Here is a 23,409-nt window from a genome sequence, read left to right on the forward strand (position 1 = left end):
CCGCCCGAGCAGAAGGAGATGCACGTGCATGCCGCGGTTCCGATCGTGAATTATCTGAAGTTGGACGGTGACGAGGCATATCTGCTCGCGACCGATTGTTCGTCGTGCGGCGCCAGTTACCTGGGTACTCGAATCGCTTGTTCACGGTGCAGTTCTCGCACGTTCGTCGAACGCCGGCTCCCGCAGGACGGGACCGTCGGATCGTTCTCCATCGTTCACAGGGCGTCGGCGCCTGTCGTGACTCCCTTCGTGTCCGCGTTGGTCGACCTCAGCGACGGAACTACCGTGAAGGCGAACATCATCGACTGCCCACCCGACGCGGATCACGTTCGCCTCGGTATGTCGACGACCCTGCGGATCTACGAAGTGGGCCGAGACAGCGAGGGAACCGTCGCAATGGCGTTCGGGTTCGCGCCGAACAAGACCGACACCGCACCATCAGCGACGAAGGAATCACGATGACTGCTATTGCCCCGGACTCCCTGTGGTTGATCGGTGTTTCGATGACCCGTTTCGGTCGCTATCCGGATCGCGACGCCTTCGATCTGGGCGCCGAAGCGGCCCTCGATGCGCTCGACGACGCCGGTGTCACCATCGCGGACATGGACGTCCTCGCGGCGGGCAGCGTGAATCAAGCGAGGCTGTATCCAGCACAGCGCATTCAGAAGTTGATCGGCCAGACCGGAATTCCGGCGTTCAACGTTCTCAATGCGTGCGCCACGGGAGCCACCGCGGTTCGTGTCGTGGTGCAGGCGATCAAAGCCGGCGAAGCCACCATGGGCCTCGCCGTCGGATGCGAGCAGATGGGAAAGATGGGTCTGCTGGGCGCCGCCGGCGCACCGGAGGTGCCGGAGCGCTTCACTCCCACCGGGCACGACGGTCACGTGGTGCCGACCGAAGGGATCCTCGGCACGTCCATGATGCCGGGCATCTTCGCTCAGGCAGGAATGCGGTACGCATCCGAGAACGACGGTGTGGGTTTCGAGCAGTTCGCCCGGGTAGCCGAGAAGAATCATCAGCACTCGACGCTGAATCCACTCGCGCAGTATCGGAAGGCATTCTCGTTCGAGCAGATCGTCAATGCGGAAATGATCGGATACCCGAACACGACGCTGATGTGCTGCCCGACGGGCGATGGCGCGGCGGCGGCGGTGATCGTCTCGGGGGAGCGCTTGGCGACCATGCCCATGGAGACGAAGAAGCGCGCTGTCAAGATGTCGGCGTCTGTACTGACGTCGGACCCGTGGTCGCCGGACGGCCTCGTGCAACCGGATATCTCGACCCTCACCCGGAACGCCGCGAGACAGGCGTACGAGATCGCAGGCGTCGGTCCGAGCGATCTCGATCTGGTGGAGTTGCACGATTGCTTCGCCACCGCGGAATTGATTCATTACGACAACCTCGAGCTGTGCGAGCGAGGGGGAGCAGGCGATTTCATCGATCGTCGGGCGCCCTGGCGAGACGGTGAGATTCCCGTCAACGTATCCGGCGGGTTGCTCTCGAAAGGTCATCCCCTGGGCGCGACAGGAGTTGCCAATCTGTTCGAAGTGGCAACGCATCTTCGTGGAGAAGCGGGCGATCGACAGATCGAGGGCGCGAAGATCGGACTTACCCACGTGATCGGGCTCGGTTCTGCCTGCTCGATTCATATTCTGGAGCGGAGCGGGTTATGAATGGAATTTGCCGAGATCGCGTAGTCGTCATCACGGGCGCGGGCCGTGGTATCGGCCGGGAGTACGCACTCGAGTTCGCGAGGCAAGGCGCGAAGGTGGTCGTGAACGACCTCGGCGCCGGGGGTGACGGCGCGGGTTCGGGGTCGGTCACACCGGCTGCGCAAGTTGTCGCGGAAATTCGCGAGATGGGCGGCGAAGCGATCGTCAACGGAAACGACGTCGCCGATTTCGACGGCGCCAAGAACGTGATCGACGATGCCGTCTCCACATTCGGGCGACTCGACGTTCTGGTCAACAACGCGGGGATCCTCAGGGATCGAATGATCGCCAATATGTCCATCGACGAGTGGGATTCGGTGATACGCGTACATCTGCGCGGAACGTTCGGACCGACTAGGTGGGCAGCGGCCCACTGGCGTGAGCGCAGCAAGGCAGGCGAAGCCGTCGACGCCCGACTCATCAACACAGCGTCGTCCTCCGGTCTGTATTCGAATGTGGGACAGGCCAACTACGCAGCCGCGAAAGCGGGAATCGCCTCGCTGACCGTGGTGGCGAGTCAGGAATTGGCCCGGTACGGCGTCACCGCCAATGCGGTGTACCCGACCGCGTTGAGCAGGCTGACCGAGGGTGTCTTCAAGGCGGCCGGGTGGACGGGCGAGTCCGAGGACGGCTTCGACCCCTTCGATCCCGCGAACATCGCCCCTGCCGTCGTGTGGTTGGGTAGCACACGGTCGGCGGGAGTGACAGGACGTGTCTTCGGGCTTCGCGGCGGTCGTATCGTCCTCGCAAACGGTTGGGAGGCCGGCCCGACGGTCGATGCGGGACGACGTTGGGACCCAGCGGAACTGGACGATGTCATGGCCGACCTGGTTCACCGTGCGCCGGAGAACTCGGGCACGGACGGTATTCGACCTGTCCGAGTGGACACGGCGTAGTCGGCACCTCCTGTGGTCGCCCGAGAACGAGGAAGCGATAGATGAAAGCAGTCAGGCTCGCACGGCTCGGCGATCGTAGAGATCCGGTCGTGCACGAGGAAGACACACCGACTCCCGGACGCGAGGACGTCCTGATCCGGGTGTTCGCCGCATCCCTGAATTTCCGCGACCAGACGGTTTTGGACGGGACGTACCCGGGCCCGCTGAAGGTCGACGGCGTCCCACTCTCGGACGGTGCGGGCGAGGTGGTGGCTGTCGGTTCCACCGTCACGCGGGCGAAGGTCGGGGATCGTGTGTCGGTGAACTGCGCGGTGCACTGGGTCGGTGGACCGAGACTCCCGGAGCACCGTGCCAGTGCCATGGGTATGACTGTCGACGGCATGTTGGCCGATCATGTCCTGGTGCACGAGAATGCGATCGTCCATCTACCGGATTACCTGTCCTTCGTCGAGGCTGCGTCACTGCCCTGCGCCGCGGTGTCCGCGTGGTCGGCGATGAACGTGGTAACCCCGCTCCAGCCGGGTCATACCGTCCTCGTGCAGGGGACCGGTGGTGTCGCACTGTTCGGTCTGCAACTCGCACGAATCTTCGGTTCGCGAGTACTGGCCATCACGTCGTCGGACGAGAAAGCCGACATCCTGAGGGGCCTCGGAGCGGAGTCGGTCGTGAACTACAGCACCACTCCCGAGTGGGATCGCGAGATCCTCGAACTGACCGACGGGAAGGGTGTGGACAAGGTCATCGACATTGCCGGCGAGGCGACGATAGTCAAGTCGGCAGCGTCCACTCGTGTCGGTGGGGAGATCGGACTCGTGGGATTCGCGAGTGGATTTGGTGGTGGGCTTCCACCTATCGACATCCTGCGACGCGGGATCACCATCGCAGGAATCGGGGTCGGTCCCAGGCTGAACTTCGAGGCGGTTCTCGCCGCGATGGCTACCGAGGAGACCAGACCCGTCATCGATCGGATCTACCCGTTCGACGACTACCGGGAGGCCTACCGCCGCCTCGAGAGCGGAAAGCATGTGGGAAAGGTCGTCATCGACGTGGCGGGATGACTCCGGCCGGCACCGGTGATCCCTCGGCTTCGTTCGCGCATATCACCTGACAGCGTCGACCTCGGCTGGTAGCGGAGTGCATACTCCGCTTTCATGCTACGGTTCAAGCGGAGATGCCACTCCGCTTAGCCAACGAGGAGAAGAAGATGCCGAGTTCGACGCGTACCCACTATCGGGCGACGTTCGCCGTGTTGGCTGTGGGGGTTGCGGCGTTCGCCCTCCTGCAGTCGTTGGTGATGCCCGCTCTACCGACGATTCGCGAAGCTCTCGACACCTCGCAGTCGAACGTGACCTGGGTGTTGACCGCGTATCTGCTCTCCGCGTCGATCTTCACGCCGATCATGGGTCGCCTGGGCGACGTGAAGGGCAAGAAGCGGATGTTCGTCGTCGCGTTGGTCGCGCTGGCGGTCGGGTCCCTGCTCGCGGCCGTGGCGCCGTCGCTGGCGGTCATGATCATCGGTCGGGTTGTTCAGGGCATAGGCGGCGGGGTGCTCCCTCTGGCCTTCGGGATCATCAGGGACGAATACCCGGCGGCCGAAGTGGGCGGTGCCGTAGGGCTCATCGCAGCGCTGTCCGCGATGGGGGCGGGCTTCGGAATCGTCCTCGCAGGTCCGATCGTCTCCACTTTCGGCTACGAGTGGCTGTTCTGGTTCCCGATGATCATGGTCATCCTCGCAGCCGCCGCAGCGCAGGTGCTCGTGCCGGAGAGCGACGAAATGGCGCCCGGCCGAATCAATTGGGGAGCTGCCGCGTTGTTGTCCGGCTGGCTCGTCGCTTTGCTGATCGCCGTCAGCCAGGCGTCGTCACGAGGGTGGGGTTCCGTCCCGATTCTGAGCCTCCTGGGAGTGGCGATCGTGCTCGGGAGCGTGTGGGTCCTCGTCGAGCGTCGCAGCGCGCACCCTCTGGTCGACATGAACATGATGGCGTCCAGGTCCGTGTGGGCGACCAACATGGTCGCTCTGCTTTTCGGTGTGGCGATGTACGCCATGTTGGGATTTCTGCCGGCGTTCCTTCAGACACCCGTGTCCGCCGGTTACGGATTCGGCGCGTCGGTCACGGAATCAGGCGTCATGCTGTTGCCGAACGCCGTACTCATGTTCCTCGTCGGACTCGTCGCCGGGCGTCTGGCACAACGATTCGGCTCCAGGAATGTACTCGTCGTCGGGACGGGGATCTCCTTCGTAGGCCTGCTTCTGCTGGCGCTCGCCCATGACCATGCATGGGAGATCTACAGCGCGACAGCCCTGACGGGCATCGGATTCGGACTTGCGTTCTCCTCGATGTCGAACATCATCGTCAATTCCGTTCGGCGTGACCAGACCGGAGTCGCGAGCGGTATGAACGCCAATATTCGCACCATCGGCGGCTCCATCGGAGCTGCGGTCATGGCGAGTGTCGTGGCGGCCGGCGCCGGAGAATCGGGAACTCCCGCGGAATCGGGTTACACCAACGGTTTCCTCGTGCTGGCCGGTGCCATGTTGCTCGCCGGCGCTCTCGGACTCGTGATCCCGCGTATCGCACGGCACACGGTGGGTTCGCACAAGGAAGAGCCCGAGGTGCAATTGCGGCATGGAGAGTTGGCTATGGTCGCCGGTGGAACTGTGGTCGGTGACGAATCCGAGTAGGTCGGTCATAGTGCCCAGCCCATCCGCGCACACAATCGAGGATCACCGTATGACCGAGGGTTCCCTTCCGGACGGCCACGCCGCGTCGTCGGCGCCCCGTCCACTCCGTCGAGATGCCGCTGAGAATCGGCGGCGTCTTCTCGATGCCGCGCGGACCGTCTTCGCGGAGCGTGGCATGGATGCCGGGGTGGAGGATGTCGCCCGGACCGCAGGGGTCGGAGTCGGCACTCTGTACCGGAGGTTTCCCACCAAGGACGCACTCGTGGCCGAGCTCGTGCACGAGTTCATGGAGAATGCAGTGTCACTCGCTCGTGACGCTGGATCGGTCTCGGGCGGCGGGGGATTGGAACAACTCGTGTTCGCACTGGGTGAGGTGCAGGCGGAGAACCGCGGATGCCTCGCCCGAATCTGGACCGACGAGGCGAGCTCGGCGCTGCGTGACGAATATCGAAGGCTGAGCGCGGCCCTTCTCGCCGATGCGCGACGCCACGGCACTATTCGTTCCGACGCCGTGGCGACTGATCTCGATCTCGTGTTCTGGTCCCTCCGGGGCATCATCGAAACGACAGGCGACTCGGCGCCGGTCGCCTGGCGCCGCCAGGCCGCGATCTTGCTGGCGGGCCTGCGGCCGTCGTCCCACCCGCTGGGCGTCGCGCCCATCAGTGAGGCGGTCGTCGCACGCACGCGCGAATCCTCGTTGTCGACGTGAACGCCGGCTCTACAATCTCCCAAGGCGTTCGAGGGGTTCTCCGTCGACATTCGACGGAGAGGTATCGCGCGCCGTCCATCTGCTGATGACATTCACCGGTCGCCGCCGGAGGTGACCTCGACGACATGCACGTGAACACCCTGCTCGGCGATCCGTTCGAGCTGTGACGGGTCAGCGGTCGAGTCGGTGACGAGGTGGTCGAGTCGATCCAACGCCGTCATCCTCGCGAGCGTGACCTTGCCGATCTTGGAGCCGTCGACCGCCACGATCACGCGCTGCGCGTTGGCGGCCATGGCAATCGCGGTACGTGCCTCGGCCTCGTCGTACGTCGTCGCACCGACGTCGGCAGACATCCCGTCGGCGCCGAGGACAGCGGTGCCGACCGTGATGACCTGAAAGGCGTACTCGGACATGGGCCCTACTGCTTCGAGGGAGTTCGCGCGTACCAGTCCACCAGTCATGAAAACCTTCATGTGCGTGTCGACGACGCAGTCGGCCGCAATGGTGAGCGAATTGGTCACGATGGTCATGTTCGGTCTGCCCTTGAGTGAGCGAGCGACCTCCTGAGTGGTGATTCCGCCGGTCAGTGCCACCGACTGCGGACCCGCCGGAATCAGGGCCGCTGCGCGCTGAGCGATCCGCCGCTTCGCAGCGATAGTCCGGTGGTCGCGCAGCCGCACCGGAATGTCGCTCCCACTCGGATCGAGCGCGCGAGCACCGCCGTGAGTGCGCTGCAACAGACCCTGTCCTTCGAGTTCGCTCAGGTCTCTGCGCAGCGTTGCGGGTGACACTCCCAGCTGTTCGCACAACTGCTGGGACGCGACCTCGCCCTGGTCGCGGAGCGTCGAGAGCATCGTCCGCATCCGGTCCGTTCTATTCGTCGACATCGTCGTCGCTTCCACTCTCTCTCGATTCGCTCAGTTTTATTGATCGTTTCGCCGATCCATATTGCGCGCTCCACATGACGTTTCCATACTCGTCGAATGCAATCCACATCACACCCGACACGACAGACGTCGTCGTGACGCTCACGACGACGAGAGAACTCGTCGACTCGGCGGCGTCCCACGGGACGGCGGTCCCGGCGTTCAACGTGATATCCCTCGAGCACGCGGAAGGCGTGGTCGACGGCATCGAGAGCGCCGGATCGTCGGCCTTGCTGCAGATCAGTGAGAACACGGCGTTGTTCCACGGCGGTCGCTTCGCGCCGCTCGTTGCCGCGTGCGCGCAGATCGCCTCTCACTCGACGGCTGCCATCGCGATTCACCTCGATCACTTCCGCAGCATCGATCTGCTCGAGGAGGCGATCGCGACTGCCTCGAGCCTGGGCGCCACATCGATCATGGTGGACGCTGCGCATCTGGACTACGGCGACAACATTTCTCGCACAACATCGCTCACACGTGACGCACATGCGGCCGGCCTGTGGGTCGAAGCCGAACTCGGCGAAATCGGCGGAAAGGACGGCATCGTGCTCGATGCACATGCACCAGGCGCGCGGACCGACCCGGACGACGCCGCGGCGTTCGTCGCAGCAACCGGTGTCGATGCTCTCGCCGTGGCAGTCGGCAGTTCTCACGCGATGTCGAGTCGTACTGCCCAACTCGATATCGACCTGCTCTCCCGACTCTGCGGCCGGGTATCCGTGCCGCTCGTGTTGCACGGATCTTCGGGCGTCCCCGACGACATGATCCGATCGGCGGTCGACGCGGGCATTCGCAAGGTCAACGTCGGAACGGCACTGAATCTGTCGTTCACCGCGGCAGTTCGAGGTGCGATGCGAGCGGAACCGTCTGCACACGATCCACGAACATATCTCTCGGCCGGACGAGCTGCGGTCAGCGAGACCGTCGCTCATTTCTGCCGCTCGATCGACTCCGTTCGGGCGGTGAGCGGCCGATGACCACCGGCACTCTCGCAGACAGCCCACTGGCCGACCTGATCGCCCGGCACAAGGCCGGGGAAGCAGTCGGCATCTACTCGGTGTGCTCAGCGCACCCCACCATCGTGCGAGCAGCGATCGAGCAGGCCGCGGAGGACGGCAGCCACGTGCTGATCGAAGCCACGTCCAACCAGGTGGACCAGTACGGCGGCTACACAGGTATGCGACCCGCCGATTTCCGGTCACTCGTCCTCGGCATCGCCGACGAGGAGGCGTTCCCCCGCGGCCGCGTCATTCTCGGTGGCGACCACCTCGGGCCCAACAGGTGGCAGGACCGACCGGCCGAGGTGGCGATGGCCGAAGCCGACGTGCTGATCGCGGCATACGTCGAGGCGGGGTACACGAAGATCCATCTGGACTGCAGCATGTCCTGCGCCGACGATCCACCCACCCTGAGCGACGACGTCGTGGCCGCTCGCAGTGCTCGACTGTTGCGCATCGCGGAAGATGCGGCGGAGCGTTCGGGCGGTGTCCGGCCCGCCTACGTGATCGGCACCGAGGTTCCGGTACCCGGGGGTGCCCACGAGACTCTCGACGCGCTGACGCCGACCCCCGCTGACCGAGCCGGAGCCACGATCGCCGCCCACAGGGCTGCGTTCGCGGCAGCGGGCCTGGATGCCGTGTGGCCCAGAGTCATCGCGCTCGTTGTGCAGCCCGGCGTCGAGTTCGACCACGTCAACGTCTTCGACTACGACCGCACCGCCACTGTCGACTTACGCGCCGTTCTCGACGACGAGCACCATCTGGTCTTCGAGGCGCACTCCACCGATTACCAGAGACCCGATCGGCTCCGCGAACTCGTGGAGGATCACTGGGCGATCCTGAAGGTCGGCCCCGGTCTGACGTTCGCGATGCGGGAGGCGCTCTTCGCTCTGGCCCGGATCGAGAAGGAACTGGTTGCGGTTCCGTCCCAGTCCGCTCTCATCGAGGTCGTCGAACGCCGGATGCTGGCCGAACCCGGTCACTGGCAGTCCTACTATCACGGTGATCCGACGGCCCAGCGCACCGCGCGACGCTACAGCTACAGCGACCGTCTGCGGTACTACTGGCCCGATCCCGAGATCGACGCAGCTCGAAAGACGTTGCTCGACAACCTCGATCGCATCGGAATTCCGTTGCCGCTCATCAGTGCCTTCATGCCGGACCAGTACGCGCGGGTCCGTGCGGGCCTGCTGGACCCCCGCCCTGATGCCCTCGTCGCGGACCGCGTTCGCGACGCCATGCGCCCTTATGCCCGAGCTTGCGGCACCAGTGCCGTCCACTACTCCGACGGAGCCCCGACATGACCGACAGAACCCGACCCGCCGTGATCGCTGTACCCGCTCAGGAGGACGGCGGCGCAACAATTCTCGAGATCGGTCAGCAGCCCGAGGTGTGGCGTGAAGTCGCCGGAGGCTGGGATGCGCGAGCCGACGGGTTCCTCCGTGACCTGACCGCGCGCTCGGATCTGCGCGTCATCCTGACCGGCGCCGGAAGTAGCGCCTTCGCCGGCGAGGTCGTCGCTCCTGCTCTTCGACGCCATCTCGGTCGACGCGTCGAGGCGATTGCCACGACCAGCATCGTCGCAAGCCCGCTCGATCACCTGGAGCCCGACACTCCGACGCTACTGGTGTCGTTCGCGCGGTCGGGCAACAGTCCCGAGAGCGTGGCGACGACCGAGCTGGCCGATGAGATCGTCAGGGAGGTGTGGCATCTCGTGCTGACCTGTGATCGCGACGGACAGCTGGCTCGGACGCACGCCGATCGACACGATTCCGTGGTTCTGCTGATGCCGGAGCGCACCAACGACACCGGGTTCGCGATGACGTCGAGCCTCACGTCGATGATGTTGTCGTGCCTGTTGCTGCTGGGTGGCTTGTCGCGTCAGGACGTCGAGGCTCTCTCTCGAGCCGTCGAGCACATCATCGAGATGCAGTCGGACATCCGCGATCGTGCACGAACCAGGAACAGCACGTTCGTGTACCTCGGTGCCGGTGGACTGGAGGGCCTCGCTCGAGAATCGGCGCTCAAGTTGCTGGAACTGACCGCGGGCGAGGTATCCACGTACTTCGACTCACCACTGGGCTTCCGTCACGGCCCGAAAGCCGTGCTCGACTCCGAGACTCTCGTCCTGGTCTTCGTCTCCACCGATGCGCACACTCGTCGATACGATCTCGATATCATCGCCGAGCTCCGCGCCCAGCTCGGGTCGGACAGTGTCACGGTGATCAGTGCCGAGCCTCTCGACGACGCCGTCGTGCTTCCCGGTCTGGCGGATCTGAACGACTCCTCGGTGGCCCTGGCCTACCTCGTCTATGCGCAGTACCTGGCGCTCTTCACCTCCATCGAGAGGGGTAAGACGCCGGACAACCCGTTCCCCTCCGGTGAGGTCAACCGAGTGGTCGAGGGCGTCACCATCCACCCGATGTACGACACGGTGCGGCGATGATGTCGACTACGGCTCACTTTCTCGGTGTCGACGGCGGCGGTTCGAAGACGGCCTTCGCGGTGGTCGACTCTCACGGCGTGGTGTCCGCGCGCATCACAACGGCGAGTTCCTACTATTTCAATTCCAGTTCCGATGTGATGGAACGCGTGCTGGCAGAGGGTGTCTTGCAGGTCTGCGTCGCGGCCGGGATCGCACCGGAGCAGATCGACGCGGCCTTCTTCGGGCTCCCCGGCTACGGGGAGGCGAGCGGGGACGTCGCCGAACTCGACGCGATGCCGGCACGCATTCTGGGACATGACCGCTACCGATGCGACAACGACATGGTCTGCGGGTGGGCGGGTTCGCTGGCAGGCGACGACGGCATCAACGTCATCAGCGGCACCGGGTCCATGACCTACGGCGAACGCCTCGGGGCCGGGCACCGTGTCGGCGGCTGGGGTGAACTGTTCGGCGACGAGGGATCGGCGTACTGGATCGCCACCCGCGGTCTGAACGTCTTCAGCAGAATGAGTGACGGTCGCACCCCACGCGGTCCGCTGCACGGTCTGCTCGTGGAGAGGCTGGGTCTCTCGTCGGATCTCGACGCGGTGGGCCTCGTCATCGGTACGTGGGGTGGCGACCGCAGTCGAATTGCCGCACTGGCGACAACTGTGTGTGAAGCTGCGCGGCAGGGTGATTCGGAAGCGCTGGGTGTCGTGTCCAGTGCGGTCCGCGAGCTCGCGACCTTGATCGAGACCACCCGCTCTCTCCTCGGCTTCAGCGACGACGAGGTCGTTCCCGTGTCCTATTCGGGTGGAATGTTCACCGACGACGGTTACCTGACGTCTTTTCGCGCGGCATTGGGAGAACTGCCGGCCGAGTACGACCTTCGAGTTCCCCTGCTGGACCCCGCACTCGGGGCAGCCGTCTATGCCGCCAAGGACGCCGGCACCCCGTTCAGCACCGCGGCGCTTCAGCGCCTCCGCAGTACCCACACATCGACAGATGAGGTAGAGACCCATGAGTGACACACTCGTAGCCCCCCGCACCCGCAGCTGGATCTTCTATGCAGCTCTGCTGATTCTCTTCTGGGGCGTATGGGGGGCGTTCTCGGCGCTACCCGCCACCAGGTACGGCTATCCCGATCGCATGATCTACTGCATCTGGGCACTCACCATGATCATTCCCGCTGTATTCGCGCTGCGTGGAGCGACATTCGACCGGCGACGCGCAGCGACCGGTTACGGTCTGCTCATCGGGCTCACCGGCGCCGGTGGCCAGCTGCTTCTCTTCCAAGCCCTCACCATGGGGCCGGCCTACCTGATCTTCCCGATCGTGTCGATCTCGCCTGCGATCACGGTCATCATGGCCATGGTGCTTCTGCGAGAGCGGATCTCACGTCTCGCCGTGGTCGGTCTGATCGCTGCTCTCGCCGCGATCGTCCTGTTCAGCGTCACCGGTGCGGCTGCGGACGATTCGACCGGGCCGTGGTTGCTGCTGGCAGTCCTGATCTGTGTGGCGTGGGGAGTGCAGGCCTACTTCATGCGCAAGACCGCGACGATCGGGGTCGACGCGGCCACCACCTTCGGGTGGATGGCGATCAGTGCCCTCGTTCTCATTCCCTTCGCCGTCTACTCCATGGGCGGTATACCGACCGAGTTCCCCTGGCAGGCACCAGTGTTGACCGCAGGGACCCAGATCTTGAATGCTGTCGGCGCGTTGTTCCTCGTGATGGCGTTCACTCGCGGCAAGGCCACCGTGGTCGCGCCCACCACCAATGCGCTGGCGCCCGCTCTGACCATCGTGGTGTCGCTCGTGGTCTACCAGACCGTGCCCACGCTGTACGGCGCACTGGGTATCGCCCTGGCGCTGATCGGGTCGACGTTGATGGTCTACAGCGACGAGAAGCGCGGCATGGCTCCCACCCCTGCAGTGCTGAGTGCGCACGCCGCGTCCTGACCGCGTGTTCGCCCGGTCGGTCACAGTGTCGTGCTCGCTCGGCGTATCAGTGAGACCGTCTCGCGGTCGCCCTCGGACTGTCCCTCCACCTCGCGCCCCAATGAGTGGAGTACGTCGGTAGCGATACGGCGGGCCTCGCGGGTCAGGTCGTATCCGACGGTGGACAGTGGAGGGACCAGATACGGGGAGAACGGTGCGTCGTCGACCCCGATCACCGCAAGCTGGTCCGGAACGGAGACGTTCGCGTTGCGAGTCGTGTAAAGCACCCGACTCGCTAGCACGTCCGAAAAGGCGCACACACCCACAGTCCGGCCGGAATCGGTCCACGACTCGACGATGCGAGGTCGGCCTCCGCATCGTCGGTGAGATACGACGTTGTCGCGTGGTCCGATCCCCGGGTCAGTGAGTCGAAAGCGTGTCGGCGCGCGCGAACGAAGTCGTCGTCTTCCGATGACCGGTCGGCGACGTGGACGAACTTCTCGCAGCCGATGTCATCATTCGCACACTTACATGAAGCCAACGCCGAGCCCCAAGCAGTGCCGTGACGGTGCGAGTTTCAGGCGAATCCCTCTCGAGCGACGATACCGCTTCTCTTACCCTCGGCGGACTGATCAGTGCCGCGATTGTCAGCTACGAGATGGTGCTCGCGAGCCGACTCATCGTGGGCATCGGCGTGGCGAGTTCACGGTCGGCGTGGCGACCCTCGTCGAAATGGTCGCGACCCGCCGCTGCGGTTCTTTTCTAGCGACACCGTGCGGGTATTTACGGGGTATATTACGCCGGGTTTCGTCGTACATCTGCGACTTGGCCGGCGCGCTTATACAAATTGGGCGACCACGTTGACGTCAACGGCTTCCCCAACGCCAGCCCGGCAAGGACTCCAGTTTTGCTGCTCGTTCGGTTTTTATCTTCTGTCTTCCGCGCCATTGCTCCCGGACCCACCCGCCGAGTTTGACGCCGTGTTCGACATGCCCGTCCGGGGGCTTGGTGTCACCTTCGCGAGCGACATACTGCTTCAGTATTTCGAAGTTTTGGTTCCAGGCGTAGTCGCTCTTGGTGCCCCAGAACCACCCCGGAACCGCTTCAAGTTCCGCTTGTCGTTCCGCGCTGAGCTTTGCCTGCTCGCGTCGGCGGAGTCTGACCCATTGGCCGAGTTTGAGTCCTTCCGCGACGAAGTCGACCGGAACGGTGGTGTGACCCTCCGCTCTCGCGAATGACCGCAGCAGCTCGAGGTGCTGTGCCCACGAATCGGCAAGGGTGTTCCAACTCCATCCGGGTACGGCCTCGAGTCGCTGCCGCCGACTCTCGGTCATCGTGGCCCGGTTACCACGCTGTTCTCCGACCCAGACGCCCAGCTTGACGTCGTCGACGACGTCACCGCGGCGGACCCTTGTGTGCCCATGACTCTTTGCGAACGTGACCAGCGCCGAATGCCCCCGCTCCCACGAGTCCGTGTACGGGTCCCACGACCATCCCGGAACCGCCTCGAGGAGCTCACGACGTTCCTGAGCGATGTTGGCGCGATTGTTTCGTTGTTCCAACACCCAACCACCAAGTTTTACGCCGTCTTCCGTGAAACCCTGCGGCACGAGGGCATGGCCTTCTCTCTTCTGATATTGCTCGAGCAGTTCGAACTTCTGCTGCCACATCGCAGCTCGTGCATCCCACACCCAACCGGGCAGCGATTGCAGACGTTCTCGGTCGCTGTCCTTAAGTTCGTTTTGGTTCTTTCGCTGGACGATGACCCACGTTCCGAGCCGATAGTTGTCCTCGACATGCGTAGCGGGGACACGGGCGTGGCCTTCGCGTTCGACGAACGTCAATAGGTGGTCGTAGCCGCGGTTCCATTTCTCGGACTGAGGTGTCCAGGACCATCCCGGCAAGGCTTCCAGAAGTGCAATCCGCTCAGGAACCATCTCGGCGCGGTTGCCGCGCTGCACAGCCACCCACTGGCCCAGCTTCACGCCGTCCTCGACCAGTCGCGGCGTCGGTTGAGCGCGTCCCTCTCGCTCGCTGAACGCTTTCAGTGCTTGGTAGTTCCGCGCCCAGGTGTCCTCGCGGGTGTCCCACACCCAACCGGACAACGTTTCGAGCTCTTGCTTCCTGTCCTCGGACAACCGGCCTTGCTTGTACAACCCCCGCTGTGTCGCTACCCAACTCCGTAGGTCGAGGTCGCCAACCGCGTACGGATAAGGCACGTCGGCGTGACCATGCTCGGCCACGAACTGCTCCATCAGTTGGGTCCACGTACCCCACTTGTCTGCCAGCAGGTCCCAGGCCCACCCGTGCAGTCGCTCCAGAGCAGACCGCCTGTCATCGCTGAGAGTCTGGTTCGTGAAAGCGATCCGTTGCACGCTCGCCCATTGCCCGAGTGCGTACCCGTCGACTACGTGATCGACGGGCACCCGTGCGGTGCAGTTTTCTGCGGCGTACCGTTCCAGCATCCCGTACCAGAACTCCCAGGTAGCGCTGGTCTTTTCGATCAGCCGCACATCGAACGCGTCGACGAACGCCTTTCCGACCGAGTGCGCCACGTCCAGGCGAATCTTGTCTGGAATGCGCGCGCGGCCACCCGTCCGGCCGAGTTCGCGGCGCATTTCGTCGATCTGCCCCGCCATCTGCTCGTCGTGCGAGCGTAAAGCAGTGACGACGCGCCAGACAGCTTTGAACGACGAGTCCTCCAGCGCAGTATCAGGATCTGCGGCAGTATCGATGAACACCGGGATCACAATGGTGCCGACGGTTTTGTTCTCGGCCAACCTGATAGCCCGCCCGACTGCCTGAACGATGTCGACCTCCGAGCCTCGTGGGTCGATGAAGGCGACACCGTCGAGGGTGGGGACGTCGACGCCCTCAGCGAGACATCTGGCGTTGGCCAGCACGCCGCGTTCGTCGTCGTCGAGTTGGCGGAGACGCTGAAGCTTGACGTGGCGTTCACCGGACGACATATCACCGGAGGCGCACCCGGCCCACAATGTTCCGGACGGTCGTTCTTCTGCAGGCATCCAGTCGAGAACGTCGGGCATCTCGGCGGCGAATCTCTGTGCTCGCAGCACCCGCGAATGGAAGCTGATGACCCGGCGGAGGTCGTATTTGCGCATGGCTTTGGCCAGCCCGATCTGGCTGGCGAGGGTGCGGGCGTCGGTGGTCTGACTCTCGCGTCGAACCAGAACGCCCGTGGTCGCCCACTCGCGATAGGTCGCATCGTCGACGCCCACCACGGCGACTCGATAGTCGGTGAGAAGTCCGCGCCGGATTGCCTCTCCAAAGCTGAGCCGGTGGAACACCTCCCCGAACTTCGCGGTGTCGTCCATCGACGCGACTTCCATCTCGGAGCCGCGTGCTGCAGCGAGCACTCGTCCGGTGTAGTAGCGCGGAGTGGCCGTCATGAACAGCCGCCGGCGGGCAGCGACGGCGTTCGAACAAAGGATCGTTGCGAACACTGTCGATTCATCGCCCGCGACGCGGTGACTTTCGTCGGCGACAGCGAGGTCGAAAGGCGGGACTTGCTCCAAGGTGAATGCTTTCGCGATCTGCGGTGACGACTGATACGTGGAGAACACCACCCGCGGCCCGCTACGACGCAGAAACGCTGCGATCTCGGCGGGGTCGCTTTGAACCGGAAGGCACAGTTCGCTGCTGTATGCCAGGGCTGCATCGTCCTGGGTGACGGTGTCATCGGAGCAGACCGGAAGCGCCTCGAACGGTTCGGTCGCGTTCGCCCTCCATACCGCGATCGTCTGTTTCAGGAGGGACAAAGATGGCAACAGAACCAACGTTCGCTGGGCATCGAGTTCCTGCTTGATGAACAAAGACGTGAGCGTTTTTCCCGTGCCGCACGCCATGACGAGCTGACCACGGTCGGTGTTCCGAAAACCGTCTACGACATCGGCTACGGCTTTGCTCTGGTGGTCGCGGGGTGAGGCCGGCTGCGGCGGTGAAATCGGGCGAAGGACGTCCGGGGACTCCGCCCAGTCGACGTCGGCGGTCTGCAGATCGGAAAGACCGATCACGCCGACCTTCTTCTCCTGGGCGTCGATGGTCCTGCGTGCGATGTGGTGTAACCGGTCCGTGGTAGCGATGAGAAGGCGATAGTCGAACCACTTCCTCGACGACTCGGAGAGGAACTTGTCGACGTCGCGCTTCGTGACGGCGTGATCGGGGCTGTACGCCTTAACCTGAACCGCCCAGACCTTCCCGACACTGTCCTCGACCACGAGGTCGATGCCGGCGTCGCTGCCCCACCTGTGCTCCCAGTCGTCCCACAGCCAAACCTCCCGAACCGTGTGTCGGTAGTACGGGTCGTTCTCGAGGTACCACTTGCAGATGCGCTCGAACTGCCTGCCTCGGATGTGATTGTTTACGGAGAGGCTGTCGTAGAGGGTAGCGAATGTGCCCATTCCGAGAATTTTAGCTGGCCGTACCGACTGGTTTGTCGACCTCGCGTGACTACTCGAATGACTCCTCGATACCCTTAGGGCGCAGATCCTGCGCCACACGACCCAGGAGTTGCGCGGATCTAACTAGTTGAGTGAGCTGGCGAGTACTTGCGACGAGCGTCCTCCTTGGCTACGGCAGGCCTCCGGTCGAGCTTGGCGGGTTGCCCTCGGAGGTGAGGTCGTTCCGACGCATTGCACTCGGTCGGTGTGCGCCTTCGTTCAGCCGCGTTTGACGAGTGACGCGATCGTGAAGCCGAGTCGCGACTCATTGAGGCGTGGCCGCAACTGTCATGCGGCTGGACCCGCGTCTGCTGCTCTGTCGATCGACGAGATATCATGTCCACCAGGGCAATACGGACTAGTTGAGTTCGACGTAGGAGATTCTCGGTGTCACGAGAGTGTCACAAGTCGGGACGGACGGAGGTGGACGCCAGTGGACGCCAGTGGACAAAGGAGCAGTTCAGCACGGTTTTCGTGAGTCCAGGTGAATCCACCTGATCGGGTCGTCGAAGCCTTGTAAGCGAAAGGTCGTCAGTTCAATCCTGACAGGAGGCTCTCGAATGCCCCTGACCAGTAGGAATGCTTCGATTCCTCGACGCCGGCTCTGCTGTGGCGGATGCCACCGCCGTCATCACCGACTTCGGCTTCACAGCAGCGGAGGCGGGCGTACTGATGCCACTGGCGATAAGTGGCTACTGCACCGAGCATCTGCCGACCTGGGCCACGCCACGCCTCGACCGACCCGACACGGCCCTCGTGAACGCGGTCGAGCGCACGGCGCGGCGCCGCCGGCGCACAAACTGCTCGTCACATCGACTGATGCACCGAGCTCGTGGGGTCACAGGATCAACTGTGGCGCCGGTCCAGCTCCCGGCGCACCCGCGTACACGCGTTCGACACCGAGATGACCTCGTCCGACGGGGCATTGCGCGCCACCGCTGATCGCCTGTCTCGCTGCAGTCGCTCGTACTGGTCCGCGAGCAACTCCGAGGACATCTCTGCACAATTCATGTGACCGCCGCACCTCTATCGAGAGGGCGACGGTCGATCGGTCGTGCAGTACTCCCGAGTACTCGCCCGGGATGCCGCCACGGCGGGCGGGTGCGGGTCGAAACGGCGCCGCAGCGCGCACGTCGTCGCCGGAGTGAGCTGCTCATGTCCGTGTGGTGAATCCCGTGGCGCATCCGGCCTGCGTCGCTGTCGTCTTCCGACTGATCGTCGATACCGCGCGCCGACGTGTGACACTGTGTCGGATCGAGGCGCGAAAACCGCGCGGCAGGTTCGCAAGTCCGGGGAGGAGATTTCTGTGCCCTGGAATTCGCACGACGAGGCGAAACCGTCGTACGTGATCGTGGTCGGCGGCTCGGCAGGCGGACTGGACGCGCTCACTGCGATGCTCGGCGCGGTAGAGGTGGGCCTGGGGTGGTGTGTCGTTATCGCGCAACACACGGCACCGACAGGGACGAGCGAGCTCGCCCACCTTCTGGACCGCGCGAGTGCACTGCACGTGGTCGAGGCGGCCGACGGTGACGACCTGCGCCCGGACACCGTGTTCGTCGCCCCACCGGGTCATGACATCGCGGTCCGCGAACGAAGCATATCGATCGACGTCCCCGATCTGAACACGCGTCCCTGGCCGAGCATCGACCGCCTGTTCGTGTCCGCGGCGCAGGCGTTCGGGGATCGATCGGTGGCGGTCGTGTTGTCCGGCACGGGGAGCGACGGAGCGTCGGGGGTCGAGGCCGTCGAGTCGGCGGGTGGCGTCGTGGCGGTGCAGGAGCGGGCGACGGCCGCGTTCGACTCGATGCCGTCGGCGTCGTTCGCCACCGGGTCGGTGGACATCGAGGAAGCAGCTGCCGATATCCCCGGCGCGCTCGAACGTTTTCTCCGCGGCACTCCGCCCGACTCGCCGCCGTCCGAGGTCGTCGGCACGGGCGTGGTCGACGACGTCGTGGCCGCGTTGTACGAGCAGAGTGGGCTCGATTTCTCGGGTTACAAGACCTCGACGCTGCAGCGGCAGATCATCCGCCGCCAGCGTCTGTCGGCCATCGCCGAGACCGCGCTCTACCTACAGCATCTCCGGCAGTCGCCGACCGAGGCCTCGGCGCTGGCCCGCGCCCTGCTGGTCACGGTCACCGCATTCTTCCGAGACCAGGGCGTGTGGGACGGGCTGCGCGAGCATCTGGACGCGGTCGTCTCCGCGTCGGAGGGTGGTCAGGTCCGGATGTGGGTGCCTGGATGCGCCACCGGACAAGAGGCGTACACCCTCGCCGTACTCGTCGCGGAAGCCCTGGCCGTACCGGATGTCGAACTGTCGCAACGGTTGAAGATCTTCGCCACCGATCTGGACGAGCGCGCACTGACGATCGCTCGGGTCGGGCGATACCCGATCGGCGAGCGGAATGCGCTGCCGGAGTATGCACGAGTGCGATGGACCCGTGATCTCGAGGGGGAGTTCGAGATCTCCCCAGTCTTACGGGAGTGCATCGTCTTCGCTCGACACAACGTGGCTTTCGATCCCCCGTTTCCCGATCTGAACATGATTTCGTTACGCAACACGTTGATCTACTTTCAACCCCGGTTGCAGGAGCGGGCTCTGCAGCTGTGTCAGTTCGCTCTCAATCCCGGGGGACTGCTGCTGCTCGGGCAGAGTGAACGCGTACCGCGCACCGACGACGCCTTCGTCTCCGTCGACGCCGAGCGCAGATTGTATCGGCGACGGCAGAGTCCACGTGCCCTCGGCCTGCCGCTGAGCGGCATCGGGCACCCGGCCCGCGGGGCGAAGGTCGTCGATCGTGGAGACGTCTCACCGCGCTCGACAGCCGTCGGCGACCACTTCTACAGCGACATCGTCAAGGCGGTGGCGCCGTCGGCGCTGATCGTCGACGACCGAGCGGTACTCGTGGAGGTCATCGGCGACGTCACACCGTGGGTCGCCGTGAGCGAGGGGGTCCACAGCGGGCACGTCGTCGATCTGGTGAAGGACGACTACCGCGCGGCGGTGCGCGCGATGCTCAGTCAGCTCCGTTTCAGTGCGCCTCGCACGGTGACTCGGTCGATACGCAGCGACCGGGAGTCCGTTCGGATCTCGGTCACTCGCATCGACACCGCTGAAGGGAGGTCTGGTGCGGGCGCGATCATCGCCTTCCAGACCGAGGCCGATTCCGATTCGCGGCCCGAGACCACACCCGACGCCGACGTCGACGCGCCACCGGTGGAGGTGCGCGTCGAACTCGACACCGTGTACGACGCGCTGCAGGCGACTGTAGAGGACCTCAGCGCATCCAACGAGGAACTGCAGGCCCTCAACGAGGAGTTGCAAGCCTCCTCCGAGGAACTGCAGGCATCGTCGGAGGAGGTTCAGGCCTCGAACGAGGAACTCGAGGCGACCAACGAGGAACTCGTCACCCTCAATCAGGAACTCGCTGTCCGCGGCGCGGAACTGACCCGCGCGAACACCGACCTGGAGAATATTCAGAGCTCTCTGACGAACGGGCTCGTGCTGCTCGACCGGGATCTCCGCGTCACCCGGTACACCGCCCTGGCGGTGCGCTTGTTCTCCCTGATCCCCTCGGACGTGGGGCGCGAGCTGTCCGCAATACCGACCACCATCGCGATGCCCGGTCTGACCGACCTGCTCCTGCAGACTCTGGCGGGGGACTCGAGGATTCTCGAGTCGGGCGGCGACGGACGGGATCTACTGGTCCAGACCCAGCCGTACCGTGGGGACCACGAGGAGATTCTCGGCGTGATCGTCGTGGTCATCGACGTCACCGACATCACCGCCGAGCGCCGCGCCCGCGAACGCGCGCTGGCCAACCTCGAAGTCATTACCGACTCGGTCCGCGAGACGGTGTGGCAACGGGACTCGTCCGGGGCGTTGACGTTGCTCACCCGCCGGGTCGAGGAGATGTACGGGCTCGATCGGGCCAGGGTCCTCGCCGACCCGTCGCTGTTGCTGATCGCCGTGCACCCCGCCGATCGCGACCGCGTGGCCGCCGTGTCCGCGTCCGCGTCCCCTGACTGGCAGCTTCGCTACCGCATCGTTCGCCCGGACGGCACCGTCCGATGGATCGACGAATCGGCCGCTCGAATACAACCACCGGACGGATCGCCTCCGCTGCGCGTGGGGACCGCACTCGACGTCACCGAACAGCACGAACTCACCGAACAACTCGAGCGCCGCACCGAACTCGTGTCCGCCATGTTCGACTCGGGCTCGCTCGGACTACTCCTCGTCGACAGCGATGGGCGAATCGAGCGGAGCAGCCCCGCGATCGAGGCGATGACCGGACATTCAGCAGACGCGCTGACCGGCCGCACGGTACTCAGCGTCCTGCCGCCGGACGACCGTGCCCTCGACGACGATGACACACAGAGCCGCCGGGTGCTGCACGCGGACGGGCACAGCACACCGGCGACGATCGAGATCCTCCGGAGGGCCGGCAACGGCCGCACCGTGGTGGTCGTTCACGACAGTTCCCGGCTGCGCCATCTGAGTGCAGAGTTGGCCGCACGCGAGCAGTTCGACCACCAGACCGGGCTGCTCAACCGAGCGTTCTTCCGGGCTCAGGCCATGGAGATGGTCACGGCGGAGGGTGCCGCGTCCGCTGTGCTGTGGATCGACCTCGACGGATTCAAGGAGGTCAACGACCGACTCGGCCACCGGAACGGTGACCTCGTTCTCGGTGTCATCGCGACCAGACTCCAGCGCGCCGCGCGCACCGATCAGCTCGTCGGCAGATTCGGTGGCGACGAGTTCGCGATGCTCGTGACCGGGGCCGACGACCTCGACACGCTGGACGGCCTCGTCCATCGAGTGCTCGCTGCCGTTCGTGAACCTGTCGTCATCGACGACGTCACCGCATTCGTCTCCGCCTCGATCGGAGTCGCCGTGCAGCCGGTCGACGGGACCACCGTCGACGACCTGCTCCACAACGCCGACGTCGCGATGTACTCGGCGAAACAGAACGGTCGAGATCGGGCGGTCTACTTCACGGCCGAGATGGACCACGACGCTGATGTCAGAGCGACCATCCGCCACCAGCTCGCATCCGCGGTCAGAGCGCACGAATTCGAACTGCACTATCAACCCATCCGGTCCATCTCCACGGGTGCGACAGTGATGGTCGAGGCCCTCATGCGGTGGCGGCGAGACGGTGAACTGGTCACCGCGAGCGAGTTCATCACCCTTGCGACCGAGACCGGTCAACTGCGCGCCCTCGGGCACCTCGCGCTCGACTGTCTCATCGACGACGTCGCGGCCCTGTACCGGCAATTCGGTGTCGACCACCCGCGAGTCGCGTTCAATCTCTCCGTCACCGAGCTCCGAGAACGCGAGCTGATGGACAGGCTGCTGTCCTGGCACCCGGACGCCGGCTTCGACAGGATCGTCATCGAGGTCACCGAGCACGTGACCCTGATACCCGGTGATCGCGCTTTCGGTGCGCTGACGTTGCTGCAGAGACTCGGAGCGACGATCAGCATCGACGACTTCGGTACCGGGTACTCGAACCTGGAGCTGCTCGGGCGACTGAGACCAGGAATCATCAAGATCGACCGCACCCTCACCGAACGTGCCGCCGAAGACGTTCGCGGCGAGCGGATCCTCGACGCAGCCGTGCGGCTCGCCCATGCACTCGAGGCCACCGCGGTCATCGAGGGCGTTGGTGATGCGAGGCTGTCCGCCGTCGCCGCCGCGACCGGTGCCGAGCTGGCGCAGGGGTACTACCACGGTCACCCCATGCCCTTGCTGGACCTGATCGAGACGATCCGTGACGGCGGATGAAAGATCGCGTACAGCAGTCGCTTTCGGTCCAGCCGCATGTAGCACCCGCGATGCGTCAGCCGGCCGTGTGACACCGGGGACTCAGAGGTCGTCGAGTGCTACTCAGGTGGGTGCTGGGCGCCCGACCGCGTGCTGCCGCATCCACCGCGGCGTTACGGTGGTCGGCGACATCCTCTATTTGCACGTCACCGAGTCGAGCCAATGGGCGAAGAGTGATGCGCAGGAGTACGGCTCGGCTTTCGGACGAGACGTATTCGGCACCCGCGTGACGAACGTGTCGGGACCCGTGGAGGTTGCGGCGGTGAACGACGAGACGATCTGGGCACAGTCGAAGGTACTGCCGATACCACCCGCGCGGGACCGGCCGATCGTGTGATCGTCCCCGCGTCAGCCCATCGACTCGGCGGATGCCGGGCCCCACGACGCCAACATCGGAAGTGCCCGAGCAGTGGACGACTCAGGCTCGACGGTGTAGACGATCAAGCGTTGCTCCGGATCGTGGGGCGACACAAGAGATTCGATGCCGAATACGAGTCGGCCTACCACGGGGTGAGCGATCATCTTGTCGACGGACGTGCGATCCGCTACGCCGTGATCATTCCACCAATCGGCGAAGTCTTCACTTGCCAGACGTAATTCGTCGATGAGAACCGTCAATCGGGCGTCCGCGACGTGGCGTCCGACCTCGTAACGCATCGCACCCACCGCGGCCGACGCGTAATCGGACCAGTTGACGATTCGTTCCCTCGCACGCTGATCCAAGAAGAGCCAGCGCACCAACACGGCGCCCGCGTCTATCTCTGCCCCCAAAACTGCCCGCGCCAGCGTGTTGCACGCCAGGATCTCCGAGCGGCGCCCGAGGACGAGCGCAGGA

Annotated in this window: 18 protein-coding genes; 13 read left to right on the forward strand and 5 right to left on the reverse strand. The window is 64.6% G+C overall.

Features of this window, described 5'->3' with window-relative positions; translation table 11 throughout:
• Positions 1-18: 18 nt before the first annotated feature.
• The 6 genes from ASG69_RS03610 (at position 19) to ASG69_RS03635 (ending at position 6,000) form a co-directional block, all read left to right on the forward strand.
• Positions 19-462 (forward strand): Zn-ribbon domain-containing OB-fold protein, encoded by a 444-nt coding sequence (locus ASG69_RS03610; RefSeq protein ID WP_056449068.1) that lies wholly within the window; start codon positions 19-21, stop codon positions 460-462.
• Entirely contained in the window at positions 459-1,673 is a 1,215-nt protein-coding gene (locus ASG69_RS03615; RefSeq protein WP_056449071.1) for a thiolase family protein, read from the forward strand. The genes ASG69_RS03610 and ASG69_RS03615 overlap by 4 nt, the downstream gene beginning before the upstream one ends.
• Positions 1,670-2,608 carry an SDR family oxidoreductase gene (locus tag ASG69_RS03620; RefSeq protein WP_056449073.1) on the forward strand — a complete coding sequence of 313 codons (939 nt, stop codon included), beginning with the start codon at positions 1,670-1,672 and terminating at the stop codon, positions 2,606-2,608. Before ASG69_RS03615 ends, ASG69_RS03620 begins: the two co-directional genes overlap by 4 nt.
• 89 nt (positions 2,609-2,697) lie before the next feature.
• Positions 2,698-3,666: a zinc-dependent alcohol dehydrogenase family protein gene (locus tag ASG69_RS03625; protein ID WP_235578838.1), complete on the forward strand. Its 969-nt coding sequence runs from the start codon at positions 2,698-2,700 to the stop codon at positions 3,664-3,666.
• 113 nt (positions 3,667-3,779) lie between these two features.
• Positions 3,780-5,291: an MFS transporter gene (locus ASG69_RS03630; protein WP_235578839.1), complete on the forward strand. Its 1,512-nt coding sequence runs from the start codon at positions 3,780-3,782 to the stop codon at positions 5,289-5,291.
• Positions 5,292-5,340: 49 nt separating this feature from the next.
• Positions 5,341-6,000, forward strand: a complete 660-nt coding sequence (locus tag ASG69_RS03635; RefSeq protein ID WP_056449081.1) for a TetR/AcrR family transcriptional regulator — start codon at positions 5,341-5,343, stop codon at positions 5,998-6,000.
• 92 nt (positions 6,001-6,092) lie between these two features.
• On the opposite strand, the gene ASG69_RS03640 is transcribed toward ASG69_RS03635, so the two are convergent.
• Positions 6,093-6,887, reverse strand: coding sequence for a DeoR/GlpR family DNA-binding transcription regulator (locus ASG69_RS03640; protein ID WP_056449458.1), 795 nt, complete (start codon positions 6,885-6,887; stop codon positions 6,093-6,095).
• A gap of 134 nt (positions 6,888-7,021) precedes the next feature.
• Between ASG69_RS03640 and ASG69_RS03645 the strand changes: the two genes are divergently transcribed.
• From ASG69_RS03645 to ASG69_RS03665, 5 genes are read left to right on the forward strand one after another with little or no spacing between them, the layout of a single operon-like run.
• A complete protein-coding gene (locus ASG69_RS03645) occupies positions 7,022-7,903 on the forward strand; it encodes a class II fructose-bisphosphate aldolase (protein WP_056449461.1) in 882 nt (293 codons plus the stop codon).
• On the forward strand, positions 7,900-9,228 hold the full coding sequence (locus tag ASG69_RS03650; RefSeq protein WP_056449084.1) for a D-tagatose-bisphosphate aldolase, class II, non-catalytic subunit: 1,329 nt from the start codon (positions 7,900-7,902) through the stop codon (positions 9,226-9,228). Before ASG69_RS03645 ends, ASG69_RS03650 begins: the two co-directional genes overlap by 4 nt.
• On the forward strand, positions 9,225-10,370 hold the full coding sequence (locus ASG69_RS03655) for an SIS domain-containing protein (RefSeq protein WP_056449089.1): 1,146 nt from the start codon (positions 9,225-9,227) through the stop codon (positions 10,368-10,370). Before ASG69_RS03650 ends, ASG69_RS03655 begins: the two co-directional genes overlap by 4 nt.
• A complete protein-coding gene (locus tag ASG69_RS03660; protein ID WP_235578840.1) occupies positions 10,367-11,377 on the forward strand; it encodes an N-acetylglucosamine kinase in 1,011 nt (336 codons plus the stop codon). The genes ASG69_RS03655 and ASG69_RS03660 overlap by 4 nt, the downstream gene beginning before the upstream one ends.
• Complete coding sequence (locus tag ASG69_RS03665) at positions 11,370-12,308, forward strand: DMT family transporter (RefSeq protein ID WP_056449093.1); 939 nt, start codon at positions 11,370-11,372, stop codon at positions 12,306-12,308. Before ASG69_RS03660 ends, ASG69_RS03665 begins: the two co-directional genes overlap by 8 nt.
• 20 nt (positions 12,309-12,328) lie before the next feature.
• Here the strand turns inward: ASG69_RS03665 and ASG69_RS22720 are convergent, their stop codons facing one another.
• From ASG69_RS22720 to ASG69_RS22420, 3 genes are all read right to left on the reverse strand, one after another.
• Positions 12,329-12,793, reverse strand: coding sequence for a substrate-binding domain-containing protein (locus tag ASG69_RS22720; RefSeq protein WP_082544711.1), 465 nt, complete (start codon positions 12,791-12,793; stop codon positions 12,329-12,331).
• Between the two features lie 360 nt (positions 12,794-13,153).
• Positions 13,154-16,708 (reverse strand): DEAD/DEAH box helicase, encoded by a 3,555-nt coding sequence (locus ASG69_RS03675; protein ID WP_082544712.1) that lies wholly within the window; start codon positions 16,706-16,708, stop codon positions 13,154-13,156.
• An 885-nt stretch (positions 16,709-17,593) separates the two neighbouring features.
• Positions 17,594-17,743: a hypothetical protein gene (locus ASG69_RS22420; RefSeq protein WP_156380425.1), complete on the reverse strand. Its 150-nt coding sequence runs from the start codon at positions 17,741-17,743 to the stop codon at positions 17,594-17,596.
• A 310-nt stretch (positions 17,744-18,053) separates the two neighbouring features.
• Between ASG69_RS22420 and ASG69_RS03680 the strand changes: the two genes are divergently transcribed.
• Complete coding sequence (locus ASG69_RS03680; protein ID WP_056449467.1) at positions 18,054-22,535, forward strand: EAL domain-containing protein; 4,482 nt, start codon at positions 18,054-18,056, stop codon at positions 22,533-22,535.
• A 157-nt stretch (positions 22,536-22,692) separates the two neighbouring features.
• Complete coding sequence (locus ASG69_RS03685; RefSeq protein ID WP_056449103.1) at positions 22,693-22,911, forward strand: hypothetical protein; 219 nt, start codon at positions 22,693-22,695, stop codon at positions 22,909-22,911.
• Positions 22,912-22,922: 11 nt separating this feature from the next.
• Here the strand turns inward: ASG69_RS03685 and ASG69_RS22835 are convergent.
• On the reverse strand, positions 22,923-23,409 hold a 487-nt coding region (locus ASG69_RS22835), incomplete at its 5' end, for an MmyB family transcriptional regulator (protein WP_442971091.1).

Origin of the sequence: Rhodococcus sp. Leaf225, assembly GCF_001426145.1 — a bacterium.
Lineage (GTDB): Bacteria > Actinomycetota > Actinomycetes > Mycobacteriales > Mycobacteriaceae > Rhodococcoides.

Excerpts from the sequence above, each read along its gene's own strand:
- ASG69_RS03615 (WP_056449071.1), top strand. The coding sequence starts at position 459 with ATGACTGCTATTGCCCCGGACTCCCTGTGGTTGATCGGTGTTTCGATG.
- ASG69_RS03660 (WP_235578840.1), top strand. The coding sequence starts at position 10,367 with ATGATGTCGACTACGGCTCACTTTCTCGGTGTCGACGGCGGCGGTTCG.
- ASG69_RS03630 (WP_235578839.1), top strand. The coding sequence starts at position 3,780 with ATGCCACTCCGCTTAGCCAACGAGGAGAAGAAGATGCCGAGTTCGACG.
- ASG69_RS03610 (WP_056449068.1), top strand. The coding sequence starts at position 19 with ATGCACGTGCATGCCGCGGTTCCGATCGTGAATTATCTGAAGTTGGAC.
- ASG69_RS22420 (WP_156380425.1), bottom strand. The coding sequence starts at position 17,743 with ATGTCCTCGGAGTTGCTCGCGGACCAGTACGAGCGACTGCAGCGAGAC.
- ASG69_RS03635 (WP_056449081.1), top strand. The coding sequence starts at position 5,341 with ATGACCGAGGGTTCCCTTCCGGACGGCCACGCCGCGTCGTCGGCGCCC.
- ASG69_RS03675 (WP_082544712.1), bottom strand. The coding sequence starts at position 16,708 with ATGGGCACATTCGCTACCCTCTACGACAGCCTCTCCGTAAACAATCAC.
- ASG69_RS03650 (WP_056449084.1), top strand. The coding sequence starts at position 7,900 with ATGACCACCGGCACTCTCGCAGACAGCCCACTGGCCGACCTGATCGCC.
- ASG69_RS03655 (WP_056449089.1), top strand. The coding sequence starts at position 9,225 with ATGACCGACAGAACCCGACCCGCCGTGATCGCTGTACCCGCTCAGGAG.
- ASG69_RS03665 (WP_056449093.1), top strand. The coding sequence starts at position 11,370 with ATGAGTGACACACTCGTAGCCCCCCGCACCCGCAGCTGGATCTTCTAT.
- ASG69_RS03620 (WP_056449073.1), top strand. The coding sequence starts at position 1,670 with ATGAATGGAATTTGCCGAGATCGCGTAGTCGTCATCACGGGCGCGGGC.
- ASG69_RS03640 (WP_056449458.1), bottom strand. The coding sequence starts at position 6,887 with ATGTCGACGAATAGAACGGACCGGATGCGGACGATGCTCTCGACGCTC.